At 60.6% G+C, this 26,765-nt stretch carries 27 protein-coding genes; 5 read left to right on the top strand and 22 right to left on the bottom strand.

The window, feature by feature from the left end; genetic code table 11:
- Nucleotides 1-259: 259 nt before the first annotated feature.
- Genes BN1136_RS17050 through BN1136_RS17025 form a run of 6 tightly spaced genes read right to left on the bottom strand, consistent with a single transcriptional unit; the run spans nt 260 to nt 5,090 of the window.
- Nucleotides 260-1,438, bottom strand: coding sequence for a tetratricopeptide repeat protein (locus BN1136_RS17050; protein WP_043763874.1), 1,179 nt, complete (start codon nt 1,436-1,438; stop codon nt 260-262).
- Nucleotides 1,439-1,440: 2 nt separating this feature from the next.
- Nucleotides 1,441-2,103 (bottom strand): energy transducer TonB, encoded by a 663-nt coding sequence (locus BN1136_RS17045; RefSeq protein ID WP_043763872.1) that lies wholly within the window; start codon nt 2,101-2,103, stop codon nt 1,441-1,443.
- Nucleotides 2,100-2,501: an ExbD/TolR family protein gene (locus tag BN1136_RS17040; protein ID WP_010635580.1), complete on the bottom strand. Its 402-nt coding sequence runs from the start codon at nt 2,499-2,501 to the stop codon at nt 2,100-2,102. Before BN1136_RS17040 ends, BN1136_RS17045 begins: the two co-directional genes overlap by 4 nt.
- Nucleotides 2,498-3,028: a MotA/TolQ/ExbB proton channel family protein gene (locus BN1136_RS17035; protein ID WP_043763862.1), complete on the bottom strand. Its 531-nt coding sequence runs from the start codon at nt 3,026-3,028 to the stop codon at nt 2,498-2,500. Before BN1136_RS17035 ends, BN1136_RS17040 begins: the two co-directional genes overlap by 4 nt.
- Nucleotides 3,025-4,332, bottom strand: coding sequence for a MotA/TolQ/ExbB proton channel family protein (locus BN1136_RS17030; RefSeq protein ID WP_043763860.1), 1,308 nt, complete (start codon nt 4,330-4,332; stop codon nt 3,025-3,027). Before BN1136_RS17030 ends, BN1136_RS17035 begins: the two co-directional genes overlap by 4 nt.
- A complete protein-coding gene (locus tag BN1136_RS17025; protein WP_043763857.1) occupies nt 4,329-5,090 on the bottom strand; it encodes a DUF3450 domain-containing protein in 762 nt (253 codons plus the stop codon). Before BN1136_RS17025 ends, BN1136_RS17030 begins: the two co-directional genes overlap by 4 nt.
- 211 nt (nt 5,091-5,301) lie before the next feature.
- Here BN1136_RS17025 and BN1136_RS17020 point away from each other — a divergent pair, with 211 nt between their 5' ends.
- A complete protein-coding gene (locus BN1136_RS17020; RefSeq protein ID WP_043763855.1) occupies nt 5,302-6,078 on the top strand; it encodes a helix-turn-helix transcriptional regulator in 777 nt (258 codons plus the stop codon).
- A gap of 70 nt (nt 6,079-6,148) precedes the next feature.
- Here BN1136_RS17020 and glmS read toward each other — a convergent pair whose 3' ends face one another.
- Both glmS and BN1136_RS17010 read right to left on the bottom strand, forming a co-directional pair.
- Nucleotides 6,149-7,981 carry a glutamine--fructose-6-phosphate transaminase (isomerizing) gene (gene glmS, locus BN1136_RS17015; RefSeq protein WP_043763852.1) on the bottom strand — a complete coding sequence of 611 codons (1,833 nt, stop codon included), beginning with the start codon at nt 7,979-7,981 and terminating at the stop codon, nt 6,149-6,151.
- A 55-nt stretch (nt 7,982-8,036) separates the two neighbouring features.
- Nucleotides 8,037-8,810, bottom strand: a complete 774-nt coding sequence (locus BN1136_RS17010; RefSeq protein ID WP_043763850.1) for a DeoR/GlpR family DNA-binding transcription regulator — start codon at nt 8,808-8,810, stop codon at nt 8,037-8,039.
- A 123-nt stretch (nt 8,811-8,933) separates the two neighbouring features.
- On the opposite strand from BN1136_RS17010, the gene blrA reads away from it, so the two are divergent.
- From blrA to creD, 4 genes are all read left to right on the top strand, one after another.
- Nucleotides 8,934-9,608: a beta-lactam response regulator transcription factor BlrA gene (gene blrA / locus BN1136_RS17005; RefSeq protein ID WP_043763884.1), complete on the top strand. Its 675-nt coding sequence runs from the start codon at nt 8,934-8,936 to the stop codon at nt 9,606-9,608.
- A gap of 34 nt (nt 9,609-9,642) precedes the next feature.
- Nucleotides 9,643-11,064, top strand: coding sequence for a beta-lactam sensor histidine kinase BlrB (blrB, locus tag BN1136_RS17000; protein WP_043763846.1), 1,422 nt, complete (start codon nt 9,643-9,645; stop codon nt 11,062-11,064).
- Nucleotides 11,065-11,163: 99 nt separating this feature from the next.
- Nucleotides 11,164-11,958, top strand: a complete 795-nt coding sequence (gene blaOXA, locus BN1136_RS16995; RefSeq protein WP_043763844.1) for a class D beta-lactamase — start codon at nt 11,164-11,166, stop codon at nt 11,956-11,958.
- A gap of 117 nt (nt 11,959-12,075) precedes the next feature.
- Complete coding sequence (gene creD, locus BN1136_RS16990) at nt 12,076-13,437, top strand: cell envelope integrity protein CreD (protein WP_043763841.1); 1,362 nt, start codon at nt 12,076-12,078, stop codon at nt 13,435-13,437.
- A 50-nt stretch (nt 13,438-13,487) separates the two neighbouring features.
- Here the strand turns inward: creD and glmU are convergent, their stop codons facing one another.
- The 14 genes from glmU to mnmG all read right to left on the bottom strand — a co-directional run bounded on the left by glmU (nt 13,488) and on the right by mnmG (nt 26,309).
- Nucleotides 13,488-14,849 (bottom strand): bifunctional UDP-N-acetylglucosamine diphosphorylase/glucosamine-1-phosphate N-acetyltransferase GlmU, encoded by a 1,362-nt coding sequence (gene glmU / locus BN1136_RS16985; RefSeq protein WP_043763837.1) that lies wholly within the window; start codon nt 14,847-14,849, stop codon nt 13,488-13,490.
- A gap of 93 nt (nt 14,850-14,942) precedes the next feature.
- The gene (locus BN1136_RS16980) at nt 14,943-15,371 is read right to left on the bottom strand and encodes a F0F1 ATP synthase subunit epsilon (protein WP_010672259.1); all 429 of its coding nucleotides are present in this window, start codon (nt 15,369-15,371) and stop codon (nt 14,943-14,945) included.
- Between the two features lie 18 nt (nt 15,372-15,389).
- Nucleotides 15,390-16,778: a F0F1 ATP synthase subunit beta gene (gene atpD / locus BN1136_RS16975; protein WP_010672260.1), complete on the bottom strand. Its 1,389-nt coding sequence runs from the start codon at nt 16,776-16,778 to the stop codon at nt 15,390-15,392.
- Nucleotides 16,779-16,811: 33 nt separating this feature from the next.
- A complete protein-coding gene (atpG, locus tag BN1136_RS16970; protein ID WP_010672261.1) occupies nt 16,812-17,678 on the bottom strand; it encodes a F0F1 ATP synthase subunit gamma in 867 nt (288 codons plus the stop codon).
- Nucleotides 17,679-17,720: 42 nt separating this feature from the next.
- Nucleotides 17,721-19,262 (bottom strand): F0F1 ATP synthase subunit alpha, encoded by a 1,542-nt coding sequence (atpA, locus tag BN1136_RS16965; protein WP_043763835.1) that lies wholly within the window; start codon nt 19,260-19,262, stop codon nt 17,721-17,723.
- Nucleotides 19,263-19,277: 15 nt separating this feature from the next.
- Nucleotides 19,278-19,811: a F0F1 ATP synthase subunit delta gene (gene atpH, locus BN1136_RS16960; RefSeq protein ID WP_043763833.1), complete on the bottom strand. Its 534-nt coding sequence runs from the start codon at nt 19,809-19,811 to the stop codon at nt 19,278-19,280.
- Nucleotides 19,812-19,824: 13 nt separating this feature from the next.
- The gene (gene atpF, locus BN1136_RS16955) at nt 19,825-20,295 is read right to left on the bottom strand and encodes a F0F1 ATP synthase subunit B (RefSeq protein ID WP_043763829.1); all 471 of its coding nucleotides are present in this window, start codon (nt 20,293-20,295) and stop codon (nt 19,825-19,827) included.
- 51 nt (nt 20,296-20,346) lie between these two features.
- Nucleotides 20,347-20,586, bottom strand: a complete 240-nt coding sequence (gene atpE, locus BN1136_RS16950) for a F0F1 ATP synthase subunit C (RefSeq protein WP_010672265.1) — start codon at nt 20,584-20,586, stop codon at nt 20,347-20,349.
- Nucleotides 20,587-20,644: 58 nt separating this feature from the next.
- Nucleotides 20,645-21,427, bottom strand: coding sequence for a F0F1 ATP synthase subunit A (gene atpB / locus BN1136_RS16945; RefSeq protein WP_043763825.1), 783 nt, complete (start codon nt 21,425-21,427; stop codon nt 20,645-20,647).
- 8 nt (nt 21,428-21,435) lie between these two features.
- Nucleotides 21,436-21,846: an ATP synthase subunit I gene (locus BN1136_RS16940; protein ID WP_043763823.1), complete on the bottom strand. Its 411-nt coding sequence runs from the start codon at nt 21,844-21,846 to the stop codon at nt 21,436-21,438.
- 190 nt (nt 21,847-22,036) lie between these two features.
- Entirely contained in the window at nt 22,037-22,945 is a 909-nt protein-coding gene (locus BN1136_RS16935) for a ParB/RepB/Spo0J family partition protein (protein ID WP_043763820.1), read from the bottom strand.
- Nucleotides 22,942-23,745: a ParA family protein gene (locus tag BN1136_RS16930; RefSeq protein WP_043763818.1), complete on the bottom strand. Its 804-nt coding sequence runs from the start codon at nt 23,743-23,745 to the stop codon at nt 22,942-22,944. The genes BN1136_RS16935 and BN1136_RS16930 overlap by 4 nt, the downstream gene beginning before the upstream one ends.
- A 27-nt stretch (nt 23,746-23,772) precedes the next feature.
- Entirely contained in the window at nt 23,773-24,399 is a 627-nt protein-coding gene (rsmG, locus tag BN1136_RS16925) for a 16S rRNA (guanine(527)-N(7))-methyltransferase RsmG (protein ID WP_043763882.1), read from the bottom strand.
- 20 nt (nt 24,400-24,419) lie between these two features.
- Nucleotides 24,420-26,309, bottom strand: coding sequence for a tRNA uridine-5-carboxymethylaminomethyl(34) synthesis enzyme MnmG (mnmG, locus tag BN1136_RS16920; protein WP_043763816.1), 1,890 nt, complete (start codon nt 26,307-26,309; stop codon nt 24,420-24,422).
- Between the last annotated feature and the right edge of the window lie 456 nt (nt 26,310-26,765).

The following is a 26,765-nucleotide window of genomic DNA, read 5'->3' as shown; positions in this document are numbered from 1 at the left end:
ATTGTTAAAGAGCGTGGCGCCTGTCGCGCTGAGGTGGCGTATAATACCTTCCTCACTTCGAAAGTCAAGCGCTTGTTTTCGCTTTTCTTTCGGCGCCGGCTTCACAAGGAAGCTGGCTCATCAGTTTGGCGTTGTCCGCCGTGCTGGTAGGGGCGCATTATAGGGAGCCGCGCCGCGATGACAAGGGCTTTTTGTGGAAATGCGTTCGTTTGCTGAAAAAGCAGGCTAAAGCCCATGAAATGCGCGTTTTTGCCCAGTTTCACGCCGCATTTTTGTTCGCTCCGTCGGTCTGCGCCTGAATGTAGTTGACCCAGCTGGTCGCCCGCTGTTCCCAGTTGCCCTGCTGCTGCAGTTCACGAGCCAGCGCCAGCGCCTCGGCATACTGCTCCTTATTAAGGTGTGCTTGCACCAGCAGCGCCTTGGCCCTGTTGCCTTGCTCCCCTTTCACCGACTTGATGGCCGCGAGCTGGGTCATGGCGGCATCTGTTCTGCCTTGTTGCAACAGCAGCTCGGCGGCGCGCATGGCCGCCTTGGGATGAGCATGCTCACGGGCGAGCAGCTGCCAGCTGTCGACAGCCTTCGGCCACTCGCGCGCCCCTTCCCACAATTGGGCCAGCAGTTGGCGATTGTCGGCGCTCTGTTTCATCTGTCCCTTCGCCATGGCAGCTTCCAGCAGGCGGGCGCCGCGATAGGGCAGCCCTTGCCAGGCATACAGGCGGATCAGCTGGTTGCGAGCGGCGGCGTCATCCATCAGTTTTCTGTTGATGGCGGTTTGCAGCAGAGCCAGCGCCTGATCGCCGCGCTTGGCGGAGAGGTTGAGCGACACCGCCTGCTGCCACCACTTGCTCTCTTTCGGCTCATGGCGGATCAGATCTTCGGCCTGATCGGCCGCCACACCGTAGCGCTGCAGCGCGGTGAGGGCGGAGAGGCGGATGACGGCGGCCTGCTTCTGCCAGCTCTTCTTCAACAGTTGTTCGCTCTGGCTGGCCGCCTCACCGTACTGCTTATTGTGGTAATAGAGGCCGGCCAGACGCAGGCGCAAGGCATCGTCAGCCTTGATGGCCAACGCAGCCTTGTAGCTGGCGATGGCACCGGCCCAGTTGGATTGCTGGGCCTGGATGTCGCCGCGCAGACGCAACAGCTGAAGTTGTTGCTGCTCTGGCCATTCCTTATAGGCCAGGGCCTGCTCCACGTAGCTACTCGCCTGCACGGTCTGCTGCAGGTTGGCCGCCAGGGACGCCTGCAGCTGGGCCAGCCAGGCGCGTTCAGCATCGCTACTTGGTTTGAGGCCGGCTGCCTTGCTCTGGGCCTGTTGCCACTGGCCGGATTGATAGAGTTTCATCACGGGCTCCAGCTGGCGGGAGAAATGGGGGCTCACCTCCATCGCCAGACAGGCTTGGCTGACCAGGGCCAGCACACAGATCCAGATCCGCAACATGGTTATGACTCCAGTTTGAATTTGAGCGTGATGACTTGCACCAGCTTGTCGGTGGCGCCGGGTCTCGGTTGATAGCGCCACTTGTTGATCGCCTGAATGGCCGCCCGCTCGAACTGACGCTTCGGCTTGGCCTCGACCACTTCCACATCCTGTACCCGACCGTCGGCATCGACGCTGAAACGCAGGGTGACAGCCCCTTCGATGCCTGCCTGCTGGGCCCGATAGGGATAGACAGGCTCGATCCGCTGCAACGGCATCAGCATGTCGCCGGCGCCGATCCCGGCACCTTGCTGCTGGCCATGGAAGTTGCCGCTCGCGACCGGGTTGGGACTGGTCGCGACGCCGGGGGCATAGACCTGCACCGCGCTGAGGCTGGAGACCAGATCCAGGCTCGGCTGTACCGAGGGTAACGGGGCCGCCGCCGGCATGGGCAGCGGCGTCGAGGCCAGGGCGGCAGGCGGCTCCGGCAAGGGTTCAGGCTCCTGGGGGACCGGGCGCTCGCGCACCTGTACCTCGGTCACCTCGTTCTGCATGTTGATGACGATGGACTTCTGCTCGCTCGCCACCTTCTCGCCTCGGGGTGGTTCAACCAACGTGGCCATAAACAGCAGGATCCCCAGACTGAGGGCAATCCCCAGTCCCAGGCTCATCAGCTTGTATTTCATTTCGGTGCCACCGCCACGGCGATGTTGGCGATGCCTGCCGCCTTGGCCTCATCCATCACCCGCACCACCTTGCCGTGGGGCACCCGCTCGTCGGCCTGGATCACCAGGCTGGCATCGGGTTGTTCCGCCAGCAGGCGGGCGACGCTGGCCTGCACCCGCTCCACGTCGATCTGCTTGCGGTCGAGGAAGATCTGCCCCTGGGGGCCGATCGCCAGCATGATGCTGGAGGACTTCTGCGCCTTGGCCTGGCTGGCCTGGGGCCTGTGCACCTCGAGCCCGGCTTCCCGCACGAAGGAGGTGGTGACAATAAAGAAGATCAGCATGATGAACACGATGTCCAGCATGGGGGTCATGTCGATCTGCACTTCGTCGCGCTGGCGTTTGGATTGCCGTCTCATTGCATTACCTTCTCTTCTCGCAGGCCGTCCCGGGTCTTGGCCAGCGCACGCTTGGCCTGGCTCTCGAGCCGGCTGAGTAACAACACGCCGGAGAGAGCGACCACCATGCCAGCCATGGTGGGGATGGTGGCACGGGAGATCCCGCCCGCCATGCTCTCCGGGTTAAAGCGGTTGGCCGCGGCCAACGCATCGAATACGCCTATCATGCCGGTCACGGTACCCAGCAGCCCCAGCATGGGGCAGAGCACCACCAGGGTGCGGATGAAGATCAGATGACGGTTGAGCTCAAGCTCGGCCTCGGCCAGCCAGCGCCAGCGAATCGCCCGAGCATGCCAGCTGTGACGCTCGCTGCGGGCCTGCCAGCGGCTGAGCAGCTGGCGCTGCAGCGGTGCAAACCCCAGGTTGAGGTAGAGCAGCCGCTCGATCATCAGAATCCACATCAGCACCAGCAGGGCCAGAATGACCCAGAGCACGGGGCCGCCACGGCCCATGAAGCTCTGCAGCTGTTGCCAGATGTCGAGCATCATGCCGCCCGCTCCATCCCGTCACGGTTGCTTTCGGCCCGCTCGGCCAGAATGCCGGCCACCTGCTGCTCCAACACGTTGGAGAGCTCGGTGAAACGGGATTGCAGCAGGCTGTGGGCCAGGATCAGCGGAATGGCCGCCACCAGACCCTGTACCGTGGTGACCAGCGCCATGGAGATGCCGCCGGCCATGATCTTGGGATCGCCGGTGCCGAACTGGGTGATGGCCTGGAAGGTGCCGATCATCCCGGTCACGGTACCGAGCAGCCCCAGCATGGGGGCGATGGCCGCGATCACCTTGACCATGCCGATGCCGCGCTCCATGCGAGGGGTCTCCTGCAGGATCGCTTCGTCGAGACGCAGTTCGAGAGTCTCCATGCTCAGCTCGGGATGCTTGTCGGCCACCGTCAGCACCCGGCCGAGGGCGTTGTCGGCATGATACTCACCGCTCTTGAGCTGGCGGCGCACCAATGTCAGCTCACGAGAGAGGCTCCACAGCCGTACTCCAGCTATCCCCAGGCCGATGGCGGCCAGCAGCACTATGATGGCGCCGACCTGGCCGCCCTGCTGGACTTGCTGCCAGAAGGTGGGCGCCTGTGCCAGCATCGCCAGCAGGGTGCCGTGGGAGGGATCCAGCGGCAGCGCTTCCCCTTCCTGGCCCTGATAGGCGGCCACGGCGGAGAGCACACCGCCGGGCAGACCCAGCACCGGGCTCAGGCCTTCGGCGGTTGGCTGCAGGAACCCCTGCTCGCCAAACAGGGCGAAGCTGCCGACCCGGGTCAGCGGCTGTTCGCTGGCCGCACCCTGGGCATCCAGCACCTTGCCGTTGAACTGGGCAACCCGGCCCGACTCGCGGATCTCCTGCAACAAGGTGGCGGGCAGCAGGGCGAGGGCGGCACGATCCGGTACCTGCTTCTCCTGCGCCATCGCCTTGAGCGGCGCGAGGCGCTCGGGGTACTGACCTTCGACCGAGGATTCGCTCAGCAGCTTGACCGCATCGCTGGCACCCTGACGGGTGACCGCAAAGATCTCGTTCATGTCGCCGGAGGCCTGCTCCCACTGGGCATTGAGCTCCACCAGCTGCTTCTCGTTGGCGGCGAACTGGCTGGCCAGCTCCTTGCTCAGGCGCTGGGCCTCGGCCAGCTTGGCACGGGCGCTGTTCAGCTCCTTGGAGACGAACGCCAGATCCTGCTGTGCCTGCTGTTCACGGGCCTGTTCTTGCTGCTGCCAGGCTTCGTCGGCCACGGCGGCAGTAGTGCCAAGAGTGAGGACGAGGGCGAGGGGGAACCACTTCATGGTGACGCTCATGACTGGGCCTCCTGACCACGGCTGACGGAAAGGGGGACATTCAACAACTGGGGAACCTTCTTGTCGGCGGCCATCTCCAGCGCCTCGGCGATGGGGGAGAGCCACTGGCTATCGAGGGACTGCCACTGCTTGTTCTGCGCAGACCAGCGCCACGCCTGGCTGCGATCGGCAGTCATGGCCAGCAGGGAGACACGGCCCACCGCCAGCACGTCGACCCGGCGCGGTGCGCCGTCCAGTACAAGCTCGGCGACATAGCTGTCGAGCCGGCTGCCGTATTCGGCTTCGATCTGGTAGGCCTGCAGCAGCTGGCGGAATTTCTCCGCCTCGCTCACATCGGCCCTGGCCAGGGTGGCTTTCAGCTGTTCAACTCGCGCCATGCGATCTTCCTTGCGCAGCGGAATGTCGCTCTCCACCAGCTGTTCCAAGTCCGCCTGCATCTGCAGCATCAGCGGAACCAAGCCCTGTCGGGTCTCCTGTACCGCCTCCAATTGCTGGGTAAGCTTGCCCAACTCCTGCTGCTGATCGGCCACCAGCGTCTGCATGTAGCGGTTGTAGGCTTCCAGATCCCGCAGTTGCAGCTGCGCATTTTGCAGCTCCGCCCTGGCGGCAACGGCCGCATCGGCGGCTTTTTCCACACGCAATTGGGAAGATTTCCCGTCGGCTATGCTTTTTTTCAGTTCTGGCGCGACCATATCGTCGGCAGAGGCGACGAAATGAACGGCCAATGGCAACAAGGCCAGACCCCAAAACTTGTTCATGATATAAATCTTAACAATGATAACTATTCTCATTGTCTCAGAGAGTCGCGCCAGTGGCAATCAGATGATTTTCTTGGCCTGCGACCGAAAAAACAGGATACTTTTTAGACAAGTACGGGATTAACTGGCGTTGGAAGTCGCAACTCCATTCTAAATAACTAAAAAATGTCTTTTCGATCAGGATGATAAGTGGTCGAAAAAGGAGATTTACATGTTTAACGATGCGATCTGGGAACACATAGATCGGTTCACGAAGGCCAAGAAGACTTGCGACATCCAGCAGCAACTGGAGCGTTTCAGTCACCAGATGGGTTTTGATTACTTCCGGCTGCTGATCATTTTTCCCATCAGCATGCAAAAGTCACATGTCGCCTTGTTCAACAACTGCCCCACCAGCTGGTTTGACGCCTACTCGGAGCGCCACTACCTGACCCAGGATCCCGTGGTCTTCCTGGGACTGAAGCAGACCCAGCCCATCTTCTGGAACAAGCTCGATTGCGACTCCCCCTGGTTGCCCAGTGCCAGCCAGGAAGTCATGAATCTGGCCGCCGACTTCGGAGTCAGAAACGGGGTCTCCTTCCCGCTCCACACCCCGCAGGGGGAGCACGGCATCCTCTCCTTCATCAGCAAGGAAAAATCCAGCTCCGACCTGATGTTTGAAAACGTTCCCTTGCTGTCGTTCTGCGCCAGCTACATCTTCAACTCGGCACTTCAGCTGATAAAAAGCAGGCCCGAGCTGATGAGGCACCTGACCGAGCTGTCGGATCGGGAGAAGGAGTGCCTGTTCTGGGCCAGCGAGGGCAAGACCTCCTGGGAGATCGCCACCATCCTCGGGATCAGCGAGCGTACCGTGAACTTCCACCTCAATCAGGTCACCAACAAGACGGATTCGAAGAATCGCAACCAGGCCATCGCCAAGAGCATCTCCAGCGGCATCATAGTGCCCTCCCTGGATGACGTGACCATCACCAACCTGCGGTTGTCGTGACGCCGGCCCGGCGGCACAGCCAATAAAAAAAGAGCCGCAATGCGGCTCTTTTTTCATTCATGACAATGGCTTATTCCACGGTCACGGATTTCGCCAGGTTGCGCGGCTGATCCACGTCGGTGCCCTTGATGAGGGCAACGTGGTAGGAGAGCAGCTGCAGCGGCACGGTATAGACGATGGGGGCGATCACCTCTTCCACGTGGTTCAGGCACATCACTCGCATGGTCTCGTCGCTCTTGAAGCCGGTATCCGCATCGGCGAACACATAGAGGATGCCGCCGCGAGCACGCACCTCTTCCACGTTGGACTTGAGCTTCTCCAGCAGATCGTTGTTCGGCGCCACCACTATGATGGGCATCTCGGCATCGATCAGGGCCAGCGGGCCATGCTTCAGCTCACCGGCAGCATAGGCCTCGGCGTGGATGTAGGAGATCTCTTTGAGCTTGAGCGCCCCTTCCATGGCAATGGGGTACTGGCTGCCACGGCCGAGGAACAGGCTGTGGTGCTTGTCGGCGAACTCTTCGGCCAGGGTCTCGATCTGCTTGGCTAGCGCCAGGCTCTCCTTGATGCGCAGCGGCAGGGCTTGCAGCGCCTTGACCAGCTCTGCCTCGGCCGCGGCACTCAGGTTGCCACGGCAGTGACCGACGGAGGCCACCAGCATCAGCAGGCCCGCCAGCTGGGTGGTAAATGCCTTGGTGGAGGCTACCCCGATCTCGGCACCGGCCCGGGTCATGAAGGCCAGGTCCGACTCGCGCACCAGAGAGGAGCCCGGCACGTTGCAGATGGCCAGGGAACTCATGTAACCGGACTCCTTGGCCAGGCGCAGGGCCGCCAGGGTATCGGCGGTCTCACCGCTCTGGGAGAGAGTCACCAGCAGGCTGTTGGGGCGCACCACGGACTTGCGGTAGCGGAACTCGGAGGCGATCTCCACGTCGCAGGAGACGCCGGCGATCTCCTCGAACCAGTAGCGGGCCACCATGCCGGAGTTGTAGGAGGTGCCACAGGCGACGATCTGCACGTGATCGACCTTGTCGAAGATGGCGCGCGCGCCGTTGCCGAAGGACTCGACCACCACGTGATCGCTGCCCAGGCGGCCTTCCAGAGTGTTGGTAATGGCCTTGGGCTGCTCGTAGATCTCCTTGAGCATGTAGTGGCGGTATTCGCCCTTGTCACCGGCATCGTGGGAGAGCTCGGATTCCAGCTCCTCGCGCACCACGGCCTCGCCATGGGTATCGAAGATATGCACGTCGCGGCGAGTCACCTCGGCCACGTCACCCTCTTCCAGGAAGATGAAGCGACGGGTCACCGGCAGCAGCGCCATCTGGTCGGAGGCGATGAAGTTCTCGCCGATGCCGCGACCGATCACCAGGGGGGAGCCGGAACGGGCCACCACCACGCGGCTGTCGTCACGGCTGTCCATGACCACGGTGCCATAGGCGCCGCGTAGCTGCTTCACCGCCACCTGCATGGCCACCAGCAGGCTGGGAGCGGATTTCAGTTCGTGGTGCACCAGGTGGGCGATCACCTCGGTGTCGGTGTCGGAGTTGAACACATAACCCAGCGCCTTCAACTCTTCCCGCAGCTCTTCGTGGTTCTCGATGATGCCGTTGTGCACCACCACGATATGCTCGGAGACGTGGGGGTGGGCATTGCGCTCGGACGGCTCGCCGTGAGTGGCCCAGCGGGTATGGGCGATGCCGGTACCGCCGTGTACGGACTGCTCTTCCAGCGCCTTGGCCAGCTCGGCCACCTTGCCCAGACGGCGCACCCGCTGCAGCGGACGATCGGCGCTGAACACGGCGACCCCGGCAGAGTCATAGCCACGGTATTCCAGACGGCGCAGGCCCTCTACCAGAATTTCAGCCACATCACGTTGGGCGACGGCCCCGACGATGCCACACATAGACTTCTCCTTGAGACGTAAGACGTTAATTCGATTGGATAATGGATTGCTCAGGTCAAACGGCCACGGGGGCGCAAATCAGCGTGATCCCCCTGGCCTGGATCTGTTCTCTGGCCTCACCAGCCAGCCCCTCATCGGTCACCAGGGTATGGATGCTGGACCAGGGCAGCTCGAGATTGGGGATCTTGCGGCCGATCTTCTCCGATTCCACCATGACGATGACCTCCCGCGACACCTCGGCCATCACCCGGGAGAGGCCCACCAGCTCGTTGAAGGTGGTGGTGCCGCGCTCCGGGTCGATGCCGTCGGCGCCGATGAAGAGCTGGTCGAAGTCATAGGATCGCAGCACCTGCTCCGCCACCTGGCCCTGGAAGGACTCGGAATGTGGGTCCCAAGTGCCTCCGGTCATTAACAGGGTAGGCTCATTTTCCAGCTCGCGCAGGGCGCCGGCCACATTGAGGGAGTTGGTCATGACGATGAGGCCGCGCTTGTTGCCCAGCATGGGGATCATGGCGCTGGTGGTGCTGCCGCTGTCGATGATGACGCGGTTGTGATCGCGGATCCGCTCGGCGGCGGCGCGGGCAATGGCCAGCTTTCGTTTCGAAACCTGATCCGGATTGCTGTCCACCACCATCTCGCTGGGCAGGGGCACGGCACCGCCGTAACGGCGCAGCAGCAGACCGCCGGTCTCCAGCACGGCCAGATCCTTGCGGATGGTCACTTCGGAAGTGGAGAAGTGCCTGGCCAGGGCGTCGACGCTCACTTCACCCTGTTCCTGTACCAGGCTGACGATGGTGTGGCGACGCTGTTGAGTGTTGCGTTTGGTCATCTATAAGTTTCGATTCGAAAGAATGGCGAAATATTAATACCTTTTCGGGAAAAATCAAACGGCAAATAGGATCCAACTTGGTTCGATGCCAGAATGGGCAAGCCGATTTGCGACGAGGACATCATGCAAAAACGACTCATCTGGCTGGTGGAAGACGAGGCCAGCATTGCCGACACCCTGATCTACGCCCTGCAGACCGACGGTTTCGAGGTGGAGTGGTTCCCCCTCGGCCAGCCGTTGCTGGCGCGACTGGAACAGACGCGACCGGACTTCCTCATTCTGGATGTGGGGCTGCCGGACATCAGCGGCTTCGAGCTGTGCAAGCAGGTTAGGACCCGTTGCGACGTTCCGCTGATGTTCCTTACCGCCCGCAGCGAGGAGATAGACCGCCTGATCGGGCTGGAGATCGGGGCCGACGACTATGTGGCCAAGCCCTTCTCTCCGCGGGAGGTGTGCGCCCGGGTGCGGGTCATCCTGCGTCGCAGCCAGCCAACCGCCCCCCGGCAGCAGCACTTCCTGGTGCTGGACGAGGAGCGGGCCCGTATCTGCTTCCTGGGGCAGCCGCTGGCCCTCACCCGCTACGAATACCTGTTGCTCAAGACGCTCATGCAGTCCCCCGGCCGGGTCTACTCCCGCCAGCAGCTGATGGAGCTGGTGTGGCAGGACGCGGAGGAGAGCCTGGACCGCACCGTCGATACCCACATCAAGACCCTGCGCGCCAAGCTGAGGGAACGGGACCCGGAAGCCAACCTGATCCTGACCCACCGCGGGCTGGGCTACAGCCTGGAGCTGGCATGAACGCCCAGCTGCCGGGCACCAGCCGGAGGCTGACATGAGGATCGGACTGCAACTGCTGTGCGGGCTGGTGCTGATCTTTGCGCTGGCCGCCTGGTTCGTGCTGGAGATCTTCGTCGAGGAGATCAAACCCGGGGTGCGCAGCGCCACCGAAGACACCCTGGTGGACATGGCCCAGATGCTGGCCCCCCTGGCCCTGGACGACATGCAGGAAGGGAAGATGGCGAATGGCCGGCTCGCCAGCGCCTTCGCCCGCCTCAACCAGAACCCCATCAACGCCCTCATCGACGGCCACCTCAAGCAGCAGGCGGAGTACCGCATCTATGTGGTCGACCGCTGGGGCAAGGTGGTCTACGACTCGGACGGGGTGGATCTGGGCAAGGACTACTCTCGCTGGAACGACGTCTACCTGACCCTGCGCGGCGAATACGGCGCCCGCAGCACCCGCAGCGATCCTGACGATCCCGCCAGCTCGGTGATGCACGTCGCCGCCCCGCTACGGGAAGGGGACGACATCCTGGGTTCCCTCACCGTCGCCAAGCCCAACCGCACCCTGCTGCCCATGATAGAGCGCAGCGAGCACCAGTTGCTGCAGGGGGCGGCTCTGCTGCTGTGCATCTCCCTGCTCATCGGCGCCCTGCTGGTGTGGTGGCTCAACCGTGCCATCGGCAAGCTGGTGCACTACGCCGATGCGGTCAGCCAGGGCCAGCCCGCCACTCTGCCACGCCTCTACAGTCCGGAGCTGGATCGGCTCGGCCGCTCCCTGGAGACCATGCGTCGCCAGCTGGACGGCAAGGCCTACATCGAAGCCTATGTGCACAGCCTGACCCACGAGCTCAAGAGCCCGCTGGCCGCCATCCGCGGGGCAGGGGAGATCCTGGCCGAGGCGCCGCCAGCCGAAATAGCGACGCGCTTTATCGGCAACATCAATCTGGAGACGGCCCGCATGCAGCAGCTGATCGAGCGGATGTTGCAGCTGGCCAGGCTGGAGTCGGGGCAGGGGCTGGACAGACAGTCGGTGGAACCCGCCCGGCTGGGCAGGCGAACGATCGATGCCCGCCAGATCGCCGCCGAGCGTCGCCAGATCACCTTGTTGAGTGCGCTGGACGAAGCCCAGAAACAGAAGTGGGATCCCCTGCTGGTGGAGCAGGCCCTCGGCAACCTGCTGGACAACGCCCTCGACTTCTCCCCCATCGGCAGCACCCTCAGGCTGAGTGGCACCATGGAGGAGGGGGGGTACTGCTTCCGGGTACGGGATCAGGGGCCGGGTATCCCGGCCTACGCCCTGCCGCGCATCTTCGAGCGCTTCTATTCGCTACCCAGACCCGACAAGGGCAAGAGCAGCGGCCTCGGGCTCAGCTTTGCCCTGGAAGTGGCGCGCCAGCACGGCGGCCGGCTGACCCTGACCAACCAGCCTGACGGCGGCGTGCTGGCAGAACTCTGGCTCCCCGCCAGCTAAGGCACTTCACACTGAACACACAGAGCCGGGCTAAGCTGCGCCCTCTCGATGCCGACCCTTCCCCGTCGATGCGCATTCCCATGAATCAAGGAGAGAGTGATGTCCCGTATTCTGTTGCCCGGCCTGTTTGCCGCCGGACTCTTCTGTGCCTTTCCCGCCAGCGCTGCCGCAGGCTGCATGCTGTTTGCCGATGGCACAGGCAAACCCCTCAGTGCCGAGGGAGAGTGTGCCGCCCAGCTGACCCCCGCCTCCACCTTCAAGATCCCGCTGGCCCTGATGGGTTATGACAGCGGCTTCCTGGTGGATGAACAGCTGCCCGCCCTGCCGTTCAAACCCGGCGATGCCGACTTTCTGCCCGAATGGCGTGAGACCGCCACCCCGAGCCGCTGGATGACCTATTCGGTGATCTGGTATTCCCAGCGTCTCACAGAATGGCTGGGGGAGGCGCGCTTCCAGCACTACGTCGACCGCTTCGACTATGGCAACCGGGATCTCTCGGGCAACCTGGGCAAGCACGACGGTCTGACCCAGGCCTGGCTCAGTTCGAGCCTGACCATCAGCCCCCAGGAGCAGGCCCGCTTCCTCGGCAGGATGGTGAGCGGCAAGCTGCCGGTCTCCGCCCAAACCCTGCAGTACACCGCCAATATCCTCAAGGTGAGCGAGATCGACGGCTGGCAGATCCACGGCAAGACCGGCATGGGCTACCCGAAAAAACTGGATGGCAGCCTCGACCGGGATCAGCAAATAGGCTGGTTCGTCGGCTGGGCCAGCAAACCGGGCAAGCAGCTCATCTTCGTCCATACCGTGGTGCAAAAACCCGGCAAGCAGTTCGCCTCCCTCAAGGCCAAGGAAGAGGTGCTGGCCGCCCTGCCCGCCAAACTGAAAACCCTGTGATACCGAGACCGGCGCTCTGCGCCGGTTTTTTTATCCCCCTTCACCTCCACTTCACACAGCCCCATCCCCCCTTCACCCGACCCAGCCACACTCGCTCCATCAACAAGGAGACGTGTCATGGTCAAACAGATATTCAGCCACAAGATCTTTCTGCTGCTGTTGCTCAGCCTGCTGCTGATGGTGCCGGTGCAATCCATCATGGAGCTGAACCGGGAGCGCCAGGCCTATCGCAGCCAGGCCATCCACAGCATCATGGCCAGCAGCAGCGGGCCGCAGCGACTGCTGGGGCCGGTCGTGGTGCAGCCTTATACCCGCACCGTCACGGTGGAGCAGGATGGCAAGCGCTTCGAGCGCAAGCTGCCGCTCTACCGCTACCTGTTGCCGGAGCAGCTGGATGTGCAGGCCAGCATGGAGGTGACCCCGCGCAAGCTCGGCATCTACCAGGCCCAGGTCTATCACACCCGGCTCTCCCTCTCCGGGCGACTGCCTGCCGAGCTGAACGGTAAAACCCTGATCAGCGGCGAGCCGGATCTGGCCGTCGATGGAACCGATCCCGCGCTGGTGGCGGGCAAACCGTATCTGAGCCTGGTGCTGTCCGATGCCCGCGGCATCAACCGGGTGCCCGAGCTGCAACTGGGGGAGCAGCGCATCCCGTTTGCTCCAGGCGCCCTGCTGGGTGACGGACTGGCCGGCATCCATGCGCCGCTCGCGGCCCTGCCGGGGGAGGGCGGCGCCTTTCACATCGAACTGGACCTGCAGGGGATGAACCAGCTGGAAGTGGTGCCGCTTGGCCAGGACAGCAGACTCAACCTCGCCAGCAACTGGCCCCATCCCAACTTCATCGGCGACTTTCTGCCGGGCAGCCGCACCCTCACCGCCAACGGCTTCGAGGCCAGCTGGCAGAGCAGCTGGTTTGCCACCGATATGGAGAGCCGTTTCAACCGCATGATGCGGGGAGGGGACGAGCCGTTACCCAGCTTCAGCGTCAGCCTGGTGCAACCGGTGGATCACTACCAGCTGAACGAGCGGGCCGCCAAGTATGCGCTGCTGTTCATCGGCCTCACCTTCCTCAGCTTCTTCATGTTCGAGCTGCTCAGGGGGCTGCGGGTGCACCCGATCCAGTACGCCCTGGTGGGCATGGGGCTGGCCATCTTCTATCTGGTGCTGCTGGCACTGACCGAGCACCTCGGATTTGCCTGGGCCTATCTCATCGCCGCCCTGGCCAGCGTGACCCTCAACGGTTTCTACCTCAGCCACGTGCTGGGTGGGCCGAAACAGGGGCTCGGCTTCGCAGCCCTGCTGGGGCTGGTCTACGCCATCCTGTTCGGCTTGCTGCAGGCCGAGGAAATAGCCCTGCTGCTCGGCGCCCTGCTGCTGTTCACCATCCTGGCGCTGGTCATGGTACTGACCCGCAAGCTGGACTGGTATCGGGTGATGGGGAACGCCCCAACGCCCCCCGCCACCGGGCAGGAGAGCTGAAAACAAAACCGGCGCCATCAGGCGCCGGTTTGCATTTCATTGATCGGGCATCACTTCTTTTTGACCGGGCGCGCCCAGTTCTGGATATGGCGCTGGGGCACCCGGGTGATCACCAGCTCGTTTTCCGCCACGTCCTTGGTGATGGTGGAGCCGGCCCCCAGGGTCGCCCCCTTGCCGATCCGCACCGGCGCCACCAGCTGGGTGTCGGAGCCCACAAAGACATCGTCCTCGATGATGGTCTGGAATTTGTTCACCCCGTCGTAGTTGCAGGTGATGGTGCCGGCGCCGATGTTCACCTTGGCACCGATCTCCGCATCCCCCAGGTAGGTCAGATGACCGCACTTGGACCCCACCCCGAGGCGGGCCTTCTTCATCTCGACAAAGTTGCCGACGTGGGCGTCCTGCTCCAGCACGGCGCCCGGGCGCAGGCGGGTGAAGGGGCCGACCGAACACTGATCCGCGATCTGTGCCCCTTCGATGACGGAGTAGGGTTTCACCTCGGTGTGATCGCCGATCACGCAATCCTTCAGCACACTGCCGGCCCCGATGCGCACGTGGTTGCCCAGCACCACCTTGCCTTCGATGATGACGTTGACGTCGATCACTACCTCTTCCCCGATCTCCAGGGTGCCGCGCAGATCGAAGCGGGCCGGATCGATCAGGGTGGCGCCGGCGATCATCAGCTTCTCGGCCTGCATCTGCTGGTAGCTGCGCTCGAGCTGGGCCAGCTGCACCCGGTTGTTGGCGCCTTCCACCTCCATGGCGCTGTCCGGATGGACGGCGGCGATGGGGCAGTTGTCACCGTGGGCCATGGCAATGACGTCGGTCAGATAGAACTCGCCCTGGGCATTCTTGTTGTCCAGACGCGACAGCCAGCTGCGCAGCTGGCCACCGTTGGCCACCAGCACGCCGGTGTTCACCTCGCGGATGGCGAGCTGCTCGGCGTTGGCATCCTTCTGCTCGACGATGCCGACCACCTGGCCGCTGTCGCGCACGATGCGGCCATAGCCGGTGGGGTTGTCCAGCACCACGGTCAGCAGGGCCATGCCACCTGCCGCCTTGGCGGCCAGCAGCCGTTGCAGGGTCTCGGGCTGGATCAGCGGGGTATCGCCATAGAGCACCAGCACGTCGTCTTCGTCGTTCCAGAACGGGATGGCCTGGGCCACCGCGTGGCCGGTTCCCAGCTGCTGGGCCTGCAGTACCCAGTTCACATCTTCCGCGACGATCCGCTCCTTGAGCAGCTCGGCACCGTGGCCATAGACCAGGTGCAGCTGTTCGGCACCGATCTGGCGAGCGGTATCGATCACATGGGAGACCATGGGCTTGTTGGCCACGGGGTGCAGCACCTTGGGGAGAACAGAACGCATACGAGTACCTTTACCCGCAGCCAGGATCACGACATTGAGAGACATAGCTAGCCTTTGAAACAGGTGGAAATGCTGGGCGGAGTCTATCCAACGGGCAAAAAAAAAGCGACCCGAAGGTCGCTTTTTGCATCACCGTGATTAGCGGTAATTCTTTTTGACGATATCGATAACCCGCAGCTGGGCCATCGCTTTGGCCAGCTCGGCAGACGCCTGAGCATAGTCGATATCACCATGGGAGCTGTTGATCCGCTCTTCGGCACGACGCTTGGCTTCCTGGGCTTTCGCCTCATCCAGGTCATCGGCGCGAATGGCGGTATCGGCCAGCACGGTCACGGCTTCGGGTTGTACTTCCAGCATGCCGCCGGAGATGTACAGCACCTCTTCGCTACCATTTTGCTTGATCAAGCGGACCAGGCCCGGCTTGATGGCAGTCAGCAACGGAGCATGACCGTGGCGGAGACCCAGCTCACCTTCGGAGCCTGATACCTGGGCGGATTGCACGCGACCGGAAAACAGTTTTCCTTCGGCGCTCACCACATCCAGGTGAAAGGAGATCATCTCAGCCATGGGCCCTCCTATCGAGGCTTACAGTTTCTTGGACTTCTCGACGACTTCGTCGATGCCGCCAACCATGTAGAACGCCTGCTCCGGCAGATCGTCGTACTCGCCCTTCAGGATGCCCTGGAAGCCACGGATGGTTTCCTTCAGCGGCACGTATTTGCCCGGAGAACCGGTAAATACTTCGGCCACGAAGAACGGCTGGGACAGGAAACGCTCGATCTTACGGGCACGGGCTACGGTCAGTTTGTCTTCTTCTGACAGTTCATCCATACCCAGGATGGCGATGATGTCCTTCAGCTCCTTGTAGCGCTGCAGTACGGTCTGAACGCCACGAGCGGTCTCGTAATGCTCCTTGCCTACCACCAGCGGATCCAGCTGACGGGAGGTGGAGTCCAGCGGGTCAACGGCCGGGTAGATACCCAGTGCCGCGATCTGACGGGACAGTACGACGGTCGCATCCAGGTGGGCGAAGGTGGTCGCCGGAGACGGGTCGGTCAAGTCATCCGCAGGCACGTAAACGGCCTGTACGGAGGTGATGGAACCAGTCTTGGTGGAGGTGATGCGCTCTTGCAGAACACCCATCTCCTCGGCCAGGGTCGGCTGGTAACCTACTGCGGAGGGCATACGGCCCAGCAGTGCGGATACTTCAGTACCGGCCAGGGTGTAACGGTAGATGTTGTCCACGAAGAACAGCACGTCACGACCTTCGTCACGGAACTTCTCGGCCATGGTCAGACCGGTCAGCGCCACGCGCAGACGGTTTCCGGGCGGCTCGTTCATCTGACCGTAAACCAGAGATACTTTGTCCAGTACGTTGGACTCCATCATCTCGTGGTAGAAGTCGTTACCCTCACGGGTACGCTCACCTACACCGGCGAACACGGAGTAACCGCTGTGTTCGATCGCGATGTTACGGATCAGCTCCATCATGTTGACGGTCTTGCCTACACCGGCACCACCGAACAGACCAACCTTACCACCCTTGGCGAACGGACATACCAGGTCGATAACCTTGATGCCGGTCTCCAGCAGCTCGGTGCTGTTGGACTGATCTTCGTAGCTGGGGGCTTCGCGGTGGATGGACCAACGCTCTTCTTCGCCGATCGGACCCTTCTCGTCGATGGGGTCGCCCAGTACGTTCATGATACGGCCCAGGGTCGAGGTACCGACCGGTACCTGGATGGCCTTGCCGCTGTTAACTACTTCCAACCCACGACGCAGACCGTCGGAGGAACCCATGGTGATGCAACGCACGACGCCGCCGCCGATCTGTTGCTGAACTTCCAGTACCAGACCCTGGCCTTGGCCTTCGCTGACAACCTTCAGTGCATCGTACACCTGGGGCACGGCATTCTGCGGGAACTCGATGTCCACCACAGCGCCGATGATTTGGACGATGAAACCGTTACTCATGTCAAATCCTCTAAACCTTTGATAACCCTTGCCTTACACCGCAGCAGCACCGGAAACGATCTCTGTGAGCTCCTGGGTAATACTGGCCTGACGGGCCTTGTTGTATACCAGTTGCAGATCGTTAATCAGGTTGCCGGCGTTGTCAGTCGCGGCTTGCATGGCAACCATTCGGGCTGCCTGTTCACTTGCCAAGTTTTCTACCACACCCTGGTAGACCTGGGATTCGACGTAGCGAATCAGCAGGGTATCCAGCAGTTGCTTGGGATCCGGCTCATAGAGGTAGTCCCAGTGGTGCTTCTTGGCGAGCTTGCTGTCTTCTGTTACGGGCAAAGGCAGCAGTTGATCGACTTTTGGTTGCTGAACCATGGTGTTGACGAACTTGTTGTACACCAGATACAGCCTGTCAATCTCACCGTTGTCGTAAGCCTTCAGCATGACCTTCACTGAACCGATCAGGTCATTGACGCTCGGGTTGTCGCCCAGTCCGGAGACGTGGGCTTTCACCTTGGCGCCGTGCCGTTCAAAGAAGTTGGAGGCCTTGTTACCGATCAATGCCAGGTCAACCTTGGCACCTTTCGCGCTCCATTGCTTCATATCATTGAGGGCAGCCTTGAACAGGTTGATGTTCAGACCACCACACAGGCCACGGTCGGTGGAGACGACGATGTAACCCACTCGCTTCACCTCACGTTCGATGAGGTAGGGGTGCTTGTATTCCAAGTTCCCCTGAGCGATATGGCCGATCACCTTGCGCATGGTTTCAGCGTACGGACGGCTGGCAGACATGCGTTCCTGCGCACGGCGCATCTTGCTTGCTGCCACCATTTCCATAGCGCTGGTGATCTTCTGAGTGTTCTTCACACTCCCGATCTTGTTACGTATCTCTTTTGCGCCGGCCATCTCTTCTCTCCATCAGGTGGCAGCTTGCGCTGCCACACACGCTTACCAGGTCTGGGTTGCCTTGAAGTCATCCAGCAACGCAGTCAGCTTGCCAACGATCGCGTCGTTGTAGTCGGCCTTGGCATTGATTTCAGCCATCAGCTCGGCATGCTGGGTATTGGCGTAAGAGAGCAGAGCGGCTTCGAAGTCGACGATTTTGCTCAGTTCGACATCGGCGAGATAACCCTTCTCGGCGGCGAACAGTACCAGGGACTGTTGTGCCACGCTCATCGGGGTGTACTGCTTCTGCTTCATCAGCTCGGTCACTTTCTGACCGTGGTCCAGCTGCTTGCGGGTCGCGTCATCCAGATCGGAAGAGAACTGGGCGAATGCGGCCAGTTCGCGGTACTGGGCCAGCGCGGTACGGATACCACCGGACAGCTTCTTGACGATCTTGGTCTGAGCAGCACCGCCCACACGGGAAACGGAGATACCCGGGTCAACCGCCGGACGAATACCGGAGTTGAACAGCTGGGAGGTCAGGAAGATCTGGCCGTCGGTGATGGAGATCACGTTGGTCGGAACGAACGCGGACACGTCACCGGCCTGGGTTTCGATGATCGGCAGGGCGGTCAGGGAACCGGTCTGACCTTTCACGGCACCCTTGGTGAACTTCTCGACGTACTCGGCGTTCACGCGAGCGGCACGCTCGAGCAGACGGGAGTGCAGATAGAAGACGTCACCCGGGTAGGCTTCACGTCCAGGCGGACGGCGCAGCAGCAGGGAGATCTGACGGTAGGCAACGGCCTGCTTGGACAGGTCATCATAGATGATCAGTGCGTCTTCGCCGCGGTCACGGAAGTACTCACCCATGGAGCAACCGGCGTAGGGAGCCAGGTACTGCAGGGCAGCCGCTTCGGAGGCAGAAGCCACGACCACGATGGTGTTGGCCAGGGCGCCGTGCTCTTCCAGCTTGCGCACCACGTTGGCGATGGTGGAGGCCTTCTGGCCGATCGCAACGTAGACGCACTTAATGCCGGAGTCTTTCTGGTTGATGATGGTGTCGATCGCGATGGCGGTCTTACCTACCTGACGGTCACCGATGATCAGCTCACGCTGGCCACGACCGATGGGGATCATGGCATCGATGGCTTTCAGACCGGTCTGGACTGGCTGGTCAACAGACTTACGCTCGATAACGCCCGGGGCGATCACTTCGATCGGCGAGAAGCCGTCGTTGTCTACCGGACCCTTACCGTCGATCGGCTGACCCAGGGTGTTGACCACCCGGCCCAACAGACCACGACCGACCGGCACTTCCAGAATACGGCCGGTACCCTTTACTTTCATCCCTTCGGCCAGATCGGCGTAGGGACCCATTACTACGGCACCAACGGAGTCACGCTCCAGGTTCAATGCCAGAGCGAAGCGGTTGCCCGGCAGCTCGATCATCTCACCCTGCATGGCATCGGCCAGACCGTGGATACGAATGATACCGTCGCTTACAGAAACGATGGTACCTTCGTTACGCGCTTCGCTTTTGACATCAAACTGCGCAATGCGCTGCTTGATCAGCTCGGCGATTTCAGTGGAATTCAGTTGCATGCTCTAATACCCCAATCAAGATTGCAGCGCATCGGCCATGCGATCCAGCTTACCGCGGACCGTGCCGTCGATAACCAGATCACCGGCCTTGATGAGCACCCCGGCCATCAAGGACGCATCTGTGCTGCAATTCAGCTTCACTTTGCGCGCGAGACGTTGTTCCAGAGAAGCCTGAATATTGGCTTTCTGCTGGTCGGTCAGTTCGATCGCCGAAATCACGTCAGCCTGAACCTCTTTGTCCAGTTCAGCCTTGAGCGCGACGAATTCGGCAACGACCGCCGGCAGCACACCCAAGCGACCATTCTCGGCCATCACCCGGATCAGGTTCTGACCGTGCTCGTTGAGCTGCTCACCGCAGACACCGACAAACAGCTTTGCCAGTTCTTCGGCAGCCACAGAGCCGTTTACCAAGCTGTGGATGGTCTCGTTTTCTGCCACCTGAGCGGCGAAATCGAGCATCTCCAGCCATTGGTCAACCGCCTTGTGCTCAACGGCAAACTCGAAAGCAGCCTTGGCGTAGGGGCGAGCGATTGTAGTCAGTTCAGACATAGCCCCGTTCCCGTTACAGTTCTGCTACCAGTTTGTCGACGATGTCGCTGTTGGCAGCCTGGTCGATTTGGCGTGCCAGGATCTTCTCTGCACCCGCGATGGCAAGAGCAGCAACCTGCTTGCGCAGTTCTTCTTTGGCACGATGACGTTCAGCTTCGATCTCTGCACGGCCCTGAGCCAGGATTTTCTCCCGCTCAGCTTGGGCTCCAACAGCAGCCTCATCAATGATCTGTGCCTTGCGTTTGTTGGCCTGATCGATGATTTCAGCAGCCTGAAGCTTGGCTTCTTTCAGCTGATCGGTGGCGTTGGCCTTGGCCAGCTCCAGATCTTTCTTGGCACGATCTGCAGAAGAGAGGCCGTCAGCGATTTCTTTCTGACGGGCTTCGATGGCAGCCATCAGCGGCGGCCATACGTACTTCATGCAAAACACTACGAAGATGAAAAAAGCAACTGCTTGGCCGAGGAGGGTGGCGTTGATATTCACAGCCGATGTCCTCTTTAGTTAGTTAATGGGTTCTGCGTGGGTCTTTACGACTTAAGCAACCGCAAACATCACATACAGACCCAGACCAACGGCGATCATCGGGATCGCATCCACCAGACCCATCACGATGAAGAACTGGGTACGCAGAACAGGGATCAGGTCAGGTTGACGAGCAGCACCTTCCAGGAACTTGCCACCCAGGATACCGATACCGATGGAGGCGCCGATAGCCGCCAGACCCATCATCATTGCAGCGGCGATGTACAGCAGGTCCATGTTCAAGTTTTCCATGAGGATCTCCATTTATTTAGATGTAATTGATTGTATAAAAAGGATTATTTGAGTTGCATCAACCATGGTCTTCCTGCGCCATCGACAGATAGACGATGGTCAGAACCATGAAGATAAACGCCTGCAGAGTGATGATCAGGATGTGGAAGATTGCCCAAGGCACGGACAGAATCCACTGTGACCACCAGGGTAACAAACCCGCAATCAGGATGAAGATCAGTTCGCCAGCATACATGTTGCCGAACAGTCGCAGACCCAATGAAACAGGTTTGGAAATCAACGTGACGGTTTCAAGGATGAAGTTAACCGGGATGGCAGCAGGGTGGTTGAAAGGCTGAAGCGTCAGCTCCTTCACGAACCCGCTGATACCCTTGACCTTGATGCTGTAATACAGGATCAAGAAGAACACGCCCAAAGCCATGGACATGGTGATGTTAACGTCAGCAGAGGGAACCACACGCAGATAGGGAACACCCATCAACTGTGCAGCGTGAGGGATAAAGTCAACGGGGATCAGATCCATCAGGTTCATCAGGAAGATCCACACGAACACCGTCAGGGCCAAAGGTGCGATGACCTTGTTGCGACCATGAAAGATGTCCTTGACGTTACCATTCACAAACTCGACCAGCATCTCCACAAAGCACTGAAGCTTACCGGGTACACCGCTGGTGGCCTTGACGGCAACCTTGCGGAACAACCAGATAAACAGGGCGCCTAGCACGACGGAAAATATCATGGAATCGATATTCACCGTCCAGAACCCGGACCCTACTTGCAGGTGGGTCAGGTGGTGGGAGATATATCCCTGAGGAGTCAGGACTTCTCCGGTTGCAGACATGAGTTTTCCTAATAGTGGTTGTTAAGCGTGAATGAAACTATCCACTGTACAACGAGGGCGAGGATATAAGTGGCGAAGAACGAAGCGGTGTCGACCTCGATCCCGGAGCCAAACATCAGGGCGAAAAGTCCTGTTGTAGTAATGAGCTTAATCCCTGCCCCACCATAAAAGTCCCTCAAGACCAGGCCCACGCTCTCTTTCGTCACCTTGCGGCGCAGAACCCAGAGAGTGAACAGGGCTTGAGGAACCCAGTACATCCCCCCTCCGTAGAGAGAGGATTGTCCGGCAAAGGCTCCCTTCTGGTAAAACCAGACGGAGCTGATTGCCAGGATCAGGACCAGCTGACAAACGAGCATAGCCAAGGCCAGCGTCAAACCTTCCAAGGCTATTTTCTGCTTCACCAACCTACCCCTGAACATTACAGAACTGTAAAAAATCGGGATCCGAAGACCCCAGGTTCACAGCTCAAAAAGCCGGTCAAATTATACCCGTGAAGACGGCTATTGCAACATGGCAAAAATCCTTAATTTTTGCGGCTTTCCGCGCGAAATTAAGGTTATGTTCATAACGAAAGGAATGGATGTTTTATTACTACAAAAAGCGTAAAAATCACGATTCTGACAGGCCAAAATAGCCCAATACTCGGTCCAAATCTGCCAAGTTATCGTAACTTATTACTAACTTGCCGCTATCCTTCTTGCCCGGCTGAAGTTGCACCTGATTGCCAATTTTTTCTGAAATCTGGCGCTCGAGGTAACCAAACTGCGGATCGCGGACGGGTTCACTCTTGGTTTTTGCCGGTTCCAGCGCTTTTTGCACCAGTTTCTCGGTATCTCGCACGGTCAGCCCCTTCTGGGCCACCAGTTTGGCCAGGTCGGACTGGGCCTGGCCGCTCAGGGCCAGCAGGGCACGGGCGTGGCCCATGTCAAGATCGCCGTGCTCCACGAAGCGCTTCACATCCTCGTTGAGCTGGTTCAGGCGCAGCAGGTTGGTGACAGTCGTGCGGGACTTGCCCACCGCTTCGGCCACCTGCTGGTGGGTCAGCTCGAACTCGGTCAGCAGCCGCTGCAGGGCCACCGCCTCCTCGATGGCGTTGAGGTCTTCGCGCTGGATGTTCTCGATGAGCGCGATGGCGACGGCAGCCTCGTCAGGCACGTCCTTGACCAGGCAGGGCACCACCTCGAGCCTGGCCAGCTGGGAGGCCCGCCAGCGCCGCTCACCGGCAATGATCTCGAAACGGTTCTCGCCGATGGAGCGTACCACTATGGGCTGAATCACACCTTGCGCACGAATGGAGTTGGCCAGCTCTTCCAGCGCATCCTGCGACATGTCCTTGCGCGGCTGGTACTTGCCGGACTGCAACCACTCCACCGGCAACTTGCGCAGTTCCCCCTGGTTGGTGGGGGCCATGGCCTGCTCGGTGCGCTGGTCGCTCATCACCTGTTTCTGGCGGGCGGCCGTGCTGGTGCTGAGCAGAGCGTCCAGCCCCTTGCCCAGCCCACGTTTCTTCGGCGTCATATGCTCTCTCGGTCTGCGGTGAGCGGCTGGGACTCCTGTTCCTGGCGACGCAGGATCTCGCCAGCCAGGGCCAGATAGGCCTTGGCCCCCACCGATGATTTGTCATAGTGCATGGCCGGCGCACCGAAGCTCGGTGCCTCGGCCAGTCTTACGTTGCGGGGGATGATGGTGCGGTAGACCTTGTCCCCGAAGTGCTGTTTCAGCTGATCGGACACATCATTGGCCAGCCGGTTGCGGTGATCGAACATGGTGCGCAGCACCCCCTCGATCTTCAGCTCCGGGTTGACGACGGCCGCCAGCTTGCTGATGGTGTCCACCAAGGCGGTCAGCCCTTCCAGCGCGTAGTACTCGCACTGCATGGGTACCAGCACGGAGTCGGCGGCGGCCATGGCGTTGACGGTCAGCATGTTGAGAGAAGGCGGGCAGTCGATGAAGACGTAGTCGTATTTGTCCCGGACCGAGGCCAGGGCATTGCGCAGGCGGATCTCCCGGGCAAAAAATTCCATCAGGCGGATTTCTGCCGCGGTCACGTCGGCATTGGCGGCGATCAGGTGATACCCCCCGGTGGTTTCGGGGATGATCACCTCGCCGATGGGGGTATCTTCGATCAGCAGTTCATAGGCGGTGCGCTCGACGTCGTACTTGTCGACACCGCTGCCCATGGTGGCATTGCCCTGCGGATCCAGATCGATCACCAGCACCTTGCGCCGGGTGGCGGCCATGGAGGCGGCCAGATTCACACAGGTGGTGGTTTTACCCACTCCACCCTTCTGGTTGGCTATGGCAATGACTTTTCCCACACTATCCCCTAAATGAATGCGGCGGCCCTATTCGGGCTGGATGGCTTTAAACTCCAGCAGATGGCGTTCGCCTTCCAGTTCCGGCACCACCAGTTTGTGGGTGGCGACCAGACGAATGCTGGCAGGCAGCTGTGCCAGTTCCTGCTCGGGGTATTGTCCCTTGAGCGCCAGGAAGCAGCCCTCGGGTGACGGCAGATGATGGCACCAGCTCAGCATGTCCTCCAGAGAGGCGAAGGCCCGGCTCAGTACACCATCAAATCCCGTCTCGGGTTGATACTCCTCCACCCGAGATTTGACGGGGGTCACATTGGTCAACCCCAGCTCCAGGATCACCTGGCGGATGAAGTTGATCCGCTTGCCCAGGCTGTCGAGCAGCACGAACTGTTTGTCCGGATTGATGATGGCCAGCGGCAGTCCGGGCAGACCCGGGCCTGTGCCCACATCGATGAAGCGCTCACCGTGCAGGTGAGGGCTCACCACCAGGCTGTCGAGGATATGCTTGACCAGCATGGCGTCCGGATCTCGCACCGAGGTGAGATTGTAAGCCTTGTTCCACTTGTGCAGCAACTCGACCAACTGCACCAACTGGGTCTTCTGGGTATCGGTGATAACAATTCCGGCCTGCATGAGCAGGCCGTTCAATCTTTCCAGCATGTTTTCCAACGGGGAATTCCTCAGGCGGTTTTACGCAGCAGGCCGTGTTTCTTCAGGTGCACCAGCAGAATGGAGATGGCCGCAGGGGTGATGCCGGAGATGCGGGACGCCTGGCCAATGGTTTCTGGCTTGGCATCGTTCAGCTTGGCGATCACCTCGTTGGAGAGACCGTTCACGTCGCGGTAGTTCATGTCCAGCGGCAACAGGGTGTTCTCGTTGCGCAGCTGCTTCTCCACTTCGTCGTGCTGACGCTCGATGTAGCCGGCGTACTTGATCTGGATCTCCACCTGATCCGCGGCGGCCGGATCGTTCAGGGCCGGACCGATGCCCTCGATAGCCATCAGGGCATCATAGGTCACCTCGGGGCGGCGCAGCAGCTCTTCCAGGCTCTGTTCCCGGGTCAGCGGGGTGTTGACCAGGGCGTTGACCGCTTCCAGGGAGGGATGTTGCGGGTGGATCCAGGTCGAACGCATGCGCTGGCGTTCCTGCTCCACCAGTTCCACCTTGGCATTGAACAGGCTCCAGCGGTGATCATCCACCAGACCCAGTTCGCGGCCGATAGCGGTCAGGCGCAGATCCGCGTTGTCTTCCCGCAGCAGCAGGCGATATTCGGCGCGGCTGGTGAACATGCGATAGGGCTCGCGTGTTCCCAGGGTCGAGAGATCGTCCATCATCACGCCCATGTAAGCCTGATCCCGGCGCGGGTGCCAGGCTTCCTTGCCCTGGGCGCGCAAGCCCGCGTTCAGACCGGCCATCAGCCCCTGGGCAGCGGCTTCTTCATAGCCAGTGGTGCCGTTGATCTGGCCGGCGAAGAACAGGTTCTCGATGCACTTGCTCTCCATGTTGGCCTTGAGATCCCGCGGATCGAAGAAGTCGTATTCGATGGCGTAGCCGGGGCGGGTGATGTGAGCGTTCTCGAAGCCACGGATGGAACGGACGATCTGCACCTGCACGTCGAAGGGCAGGCTGGTGGAGATCCCGTTCGGGTAGAGCTCGTGGGTGGTCAGCCCTTCCGGCTCGACGAAGATCTGATGTGCCGTCTTGTCGGCGAAGCGGGTGATCTTGTCTTCGATCGACGGGCAGTAGCGCGGGCCAATCCCTTCAATCACCCCGGCGTACATGGGGCTGCGATCCAGGTTATTGCGGATCACCTCGTGGGTCTGCTCGTTGGTATGGGTCACGTAGCAGGGCACCTGACGGGGGTGCTGGCTGGCGTTGCCGATGAAAGAGAAGACCGGACGAGGATCGTCACCGTGTTGTTGCTGCATCACGGAGAAGTCGACGGTACGGGCATCGATACGCGGCGGCGTGCCGGTCTTGAGGCGATCGATGCGCAGCGGCATTTCGCGCAGGCGCTGAGCCAGGGCGATCGAGGGAGGATCCCCGGCGCGACCGCCCTTGTAGTTTTCCATGCCGATGTGGATCAGGCCGTTCAGGAAGGTACCGACGGTCAGTACCACCGTCTTGCCGCTGATGCGGATCCCGCTCTGGGTGACGACACCGGCAACCCGATCCCCGTCCATGACCAGATCGTCGCAGGCTTGCTGGAAGATCTTCAGGTTCGGGTAATTTTCCAGAGTCTGACGAACCACGGCCTTGTAGAGCAGGCGATCCGCCTGGGCACGGGTAGCTCGTACTGCCGGGCCTTTGGAAGAGTTGAGCGTACGGAACTGGATCCCGCCGAGATCGATGGCCTGCGCCATGATCCCGCCAAGGGCATCCACTTCCTTGACCAGGTGTCCCTTGCCGATCCCGCCGATCGCCGGGTTGCAGGACATGTGTCCCAGCGTATCTATGTTGTGGGTCAGCAACAGGGTGTTGAGGCCCATACGAGCGGCCGCTGTTGCTGCTTCGGTTCCTGCGTGACCGCCACCGACGACGATCACATCAAATTGTTCATGGTATTGCATTGGGGATCACCTTGATCTGCACGCCTGAAGATCTTTATTTGCCTGGTCTGAAGGGCGGATCATTCTATCTGTTTAGCATCCGGAGGGGAACGTCTACTTCAGGATCAGTATGGATCAGGGATCTCCTAAATAGATCTTAAGGATCTTTAGATCGATCTTTTACTGGATCTTTTATTAGGATCCGGAACTTCTGTTGATAAGCCATTTTTGATCATAAAGATCATTCGCTTAAAGGCGATCGCTGCTTGTGGAAAAGCTTGGATCCAGGGGCGGTGAACGGGGGGATAACCCGGGTTTTTATACACAGACCGGTCTTGGTTTGGATCTAATACATGAATAACTATAGGTTTTGCAGAGCTTTACACCGTAGTTATACACATTTATCCGGAGGCGTCTGGGGAGCAGGCGGGAACAACTTCTGCGGATCTACCTGTTAATAACCTGGTGGATAGGGAT

This window comes from Aeromonas taiwanensis (assembly GCF_000820165.1).
Classification (GTDB): Bacteria; Pseudomonadota; Gammaproteobacteria; order Enterobacterales; family Aeromonadaceae; genus Aeromonas; species Aeromonas taiwanensis.
The sequence above is the reverse complement of the archived record's forward strand: the minus strand, read 5'-3'. Positions and strand labels throughout refer to the sequence as shown.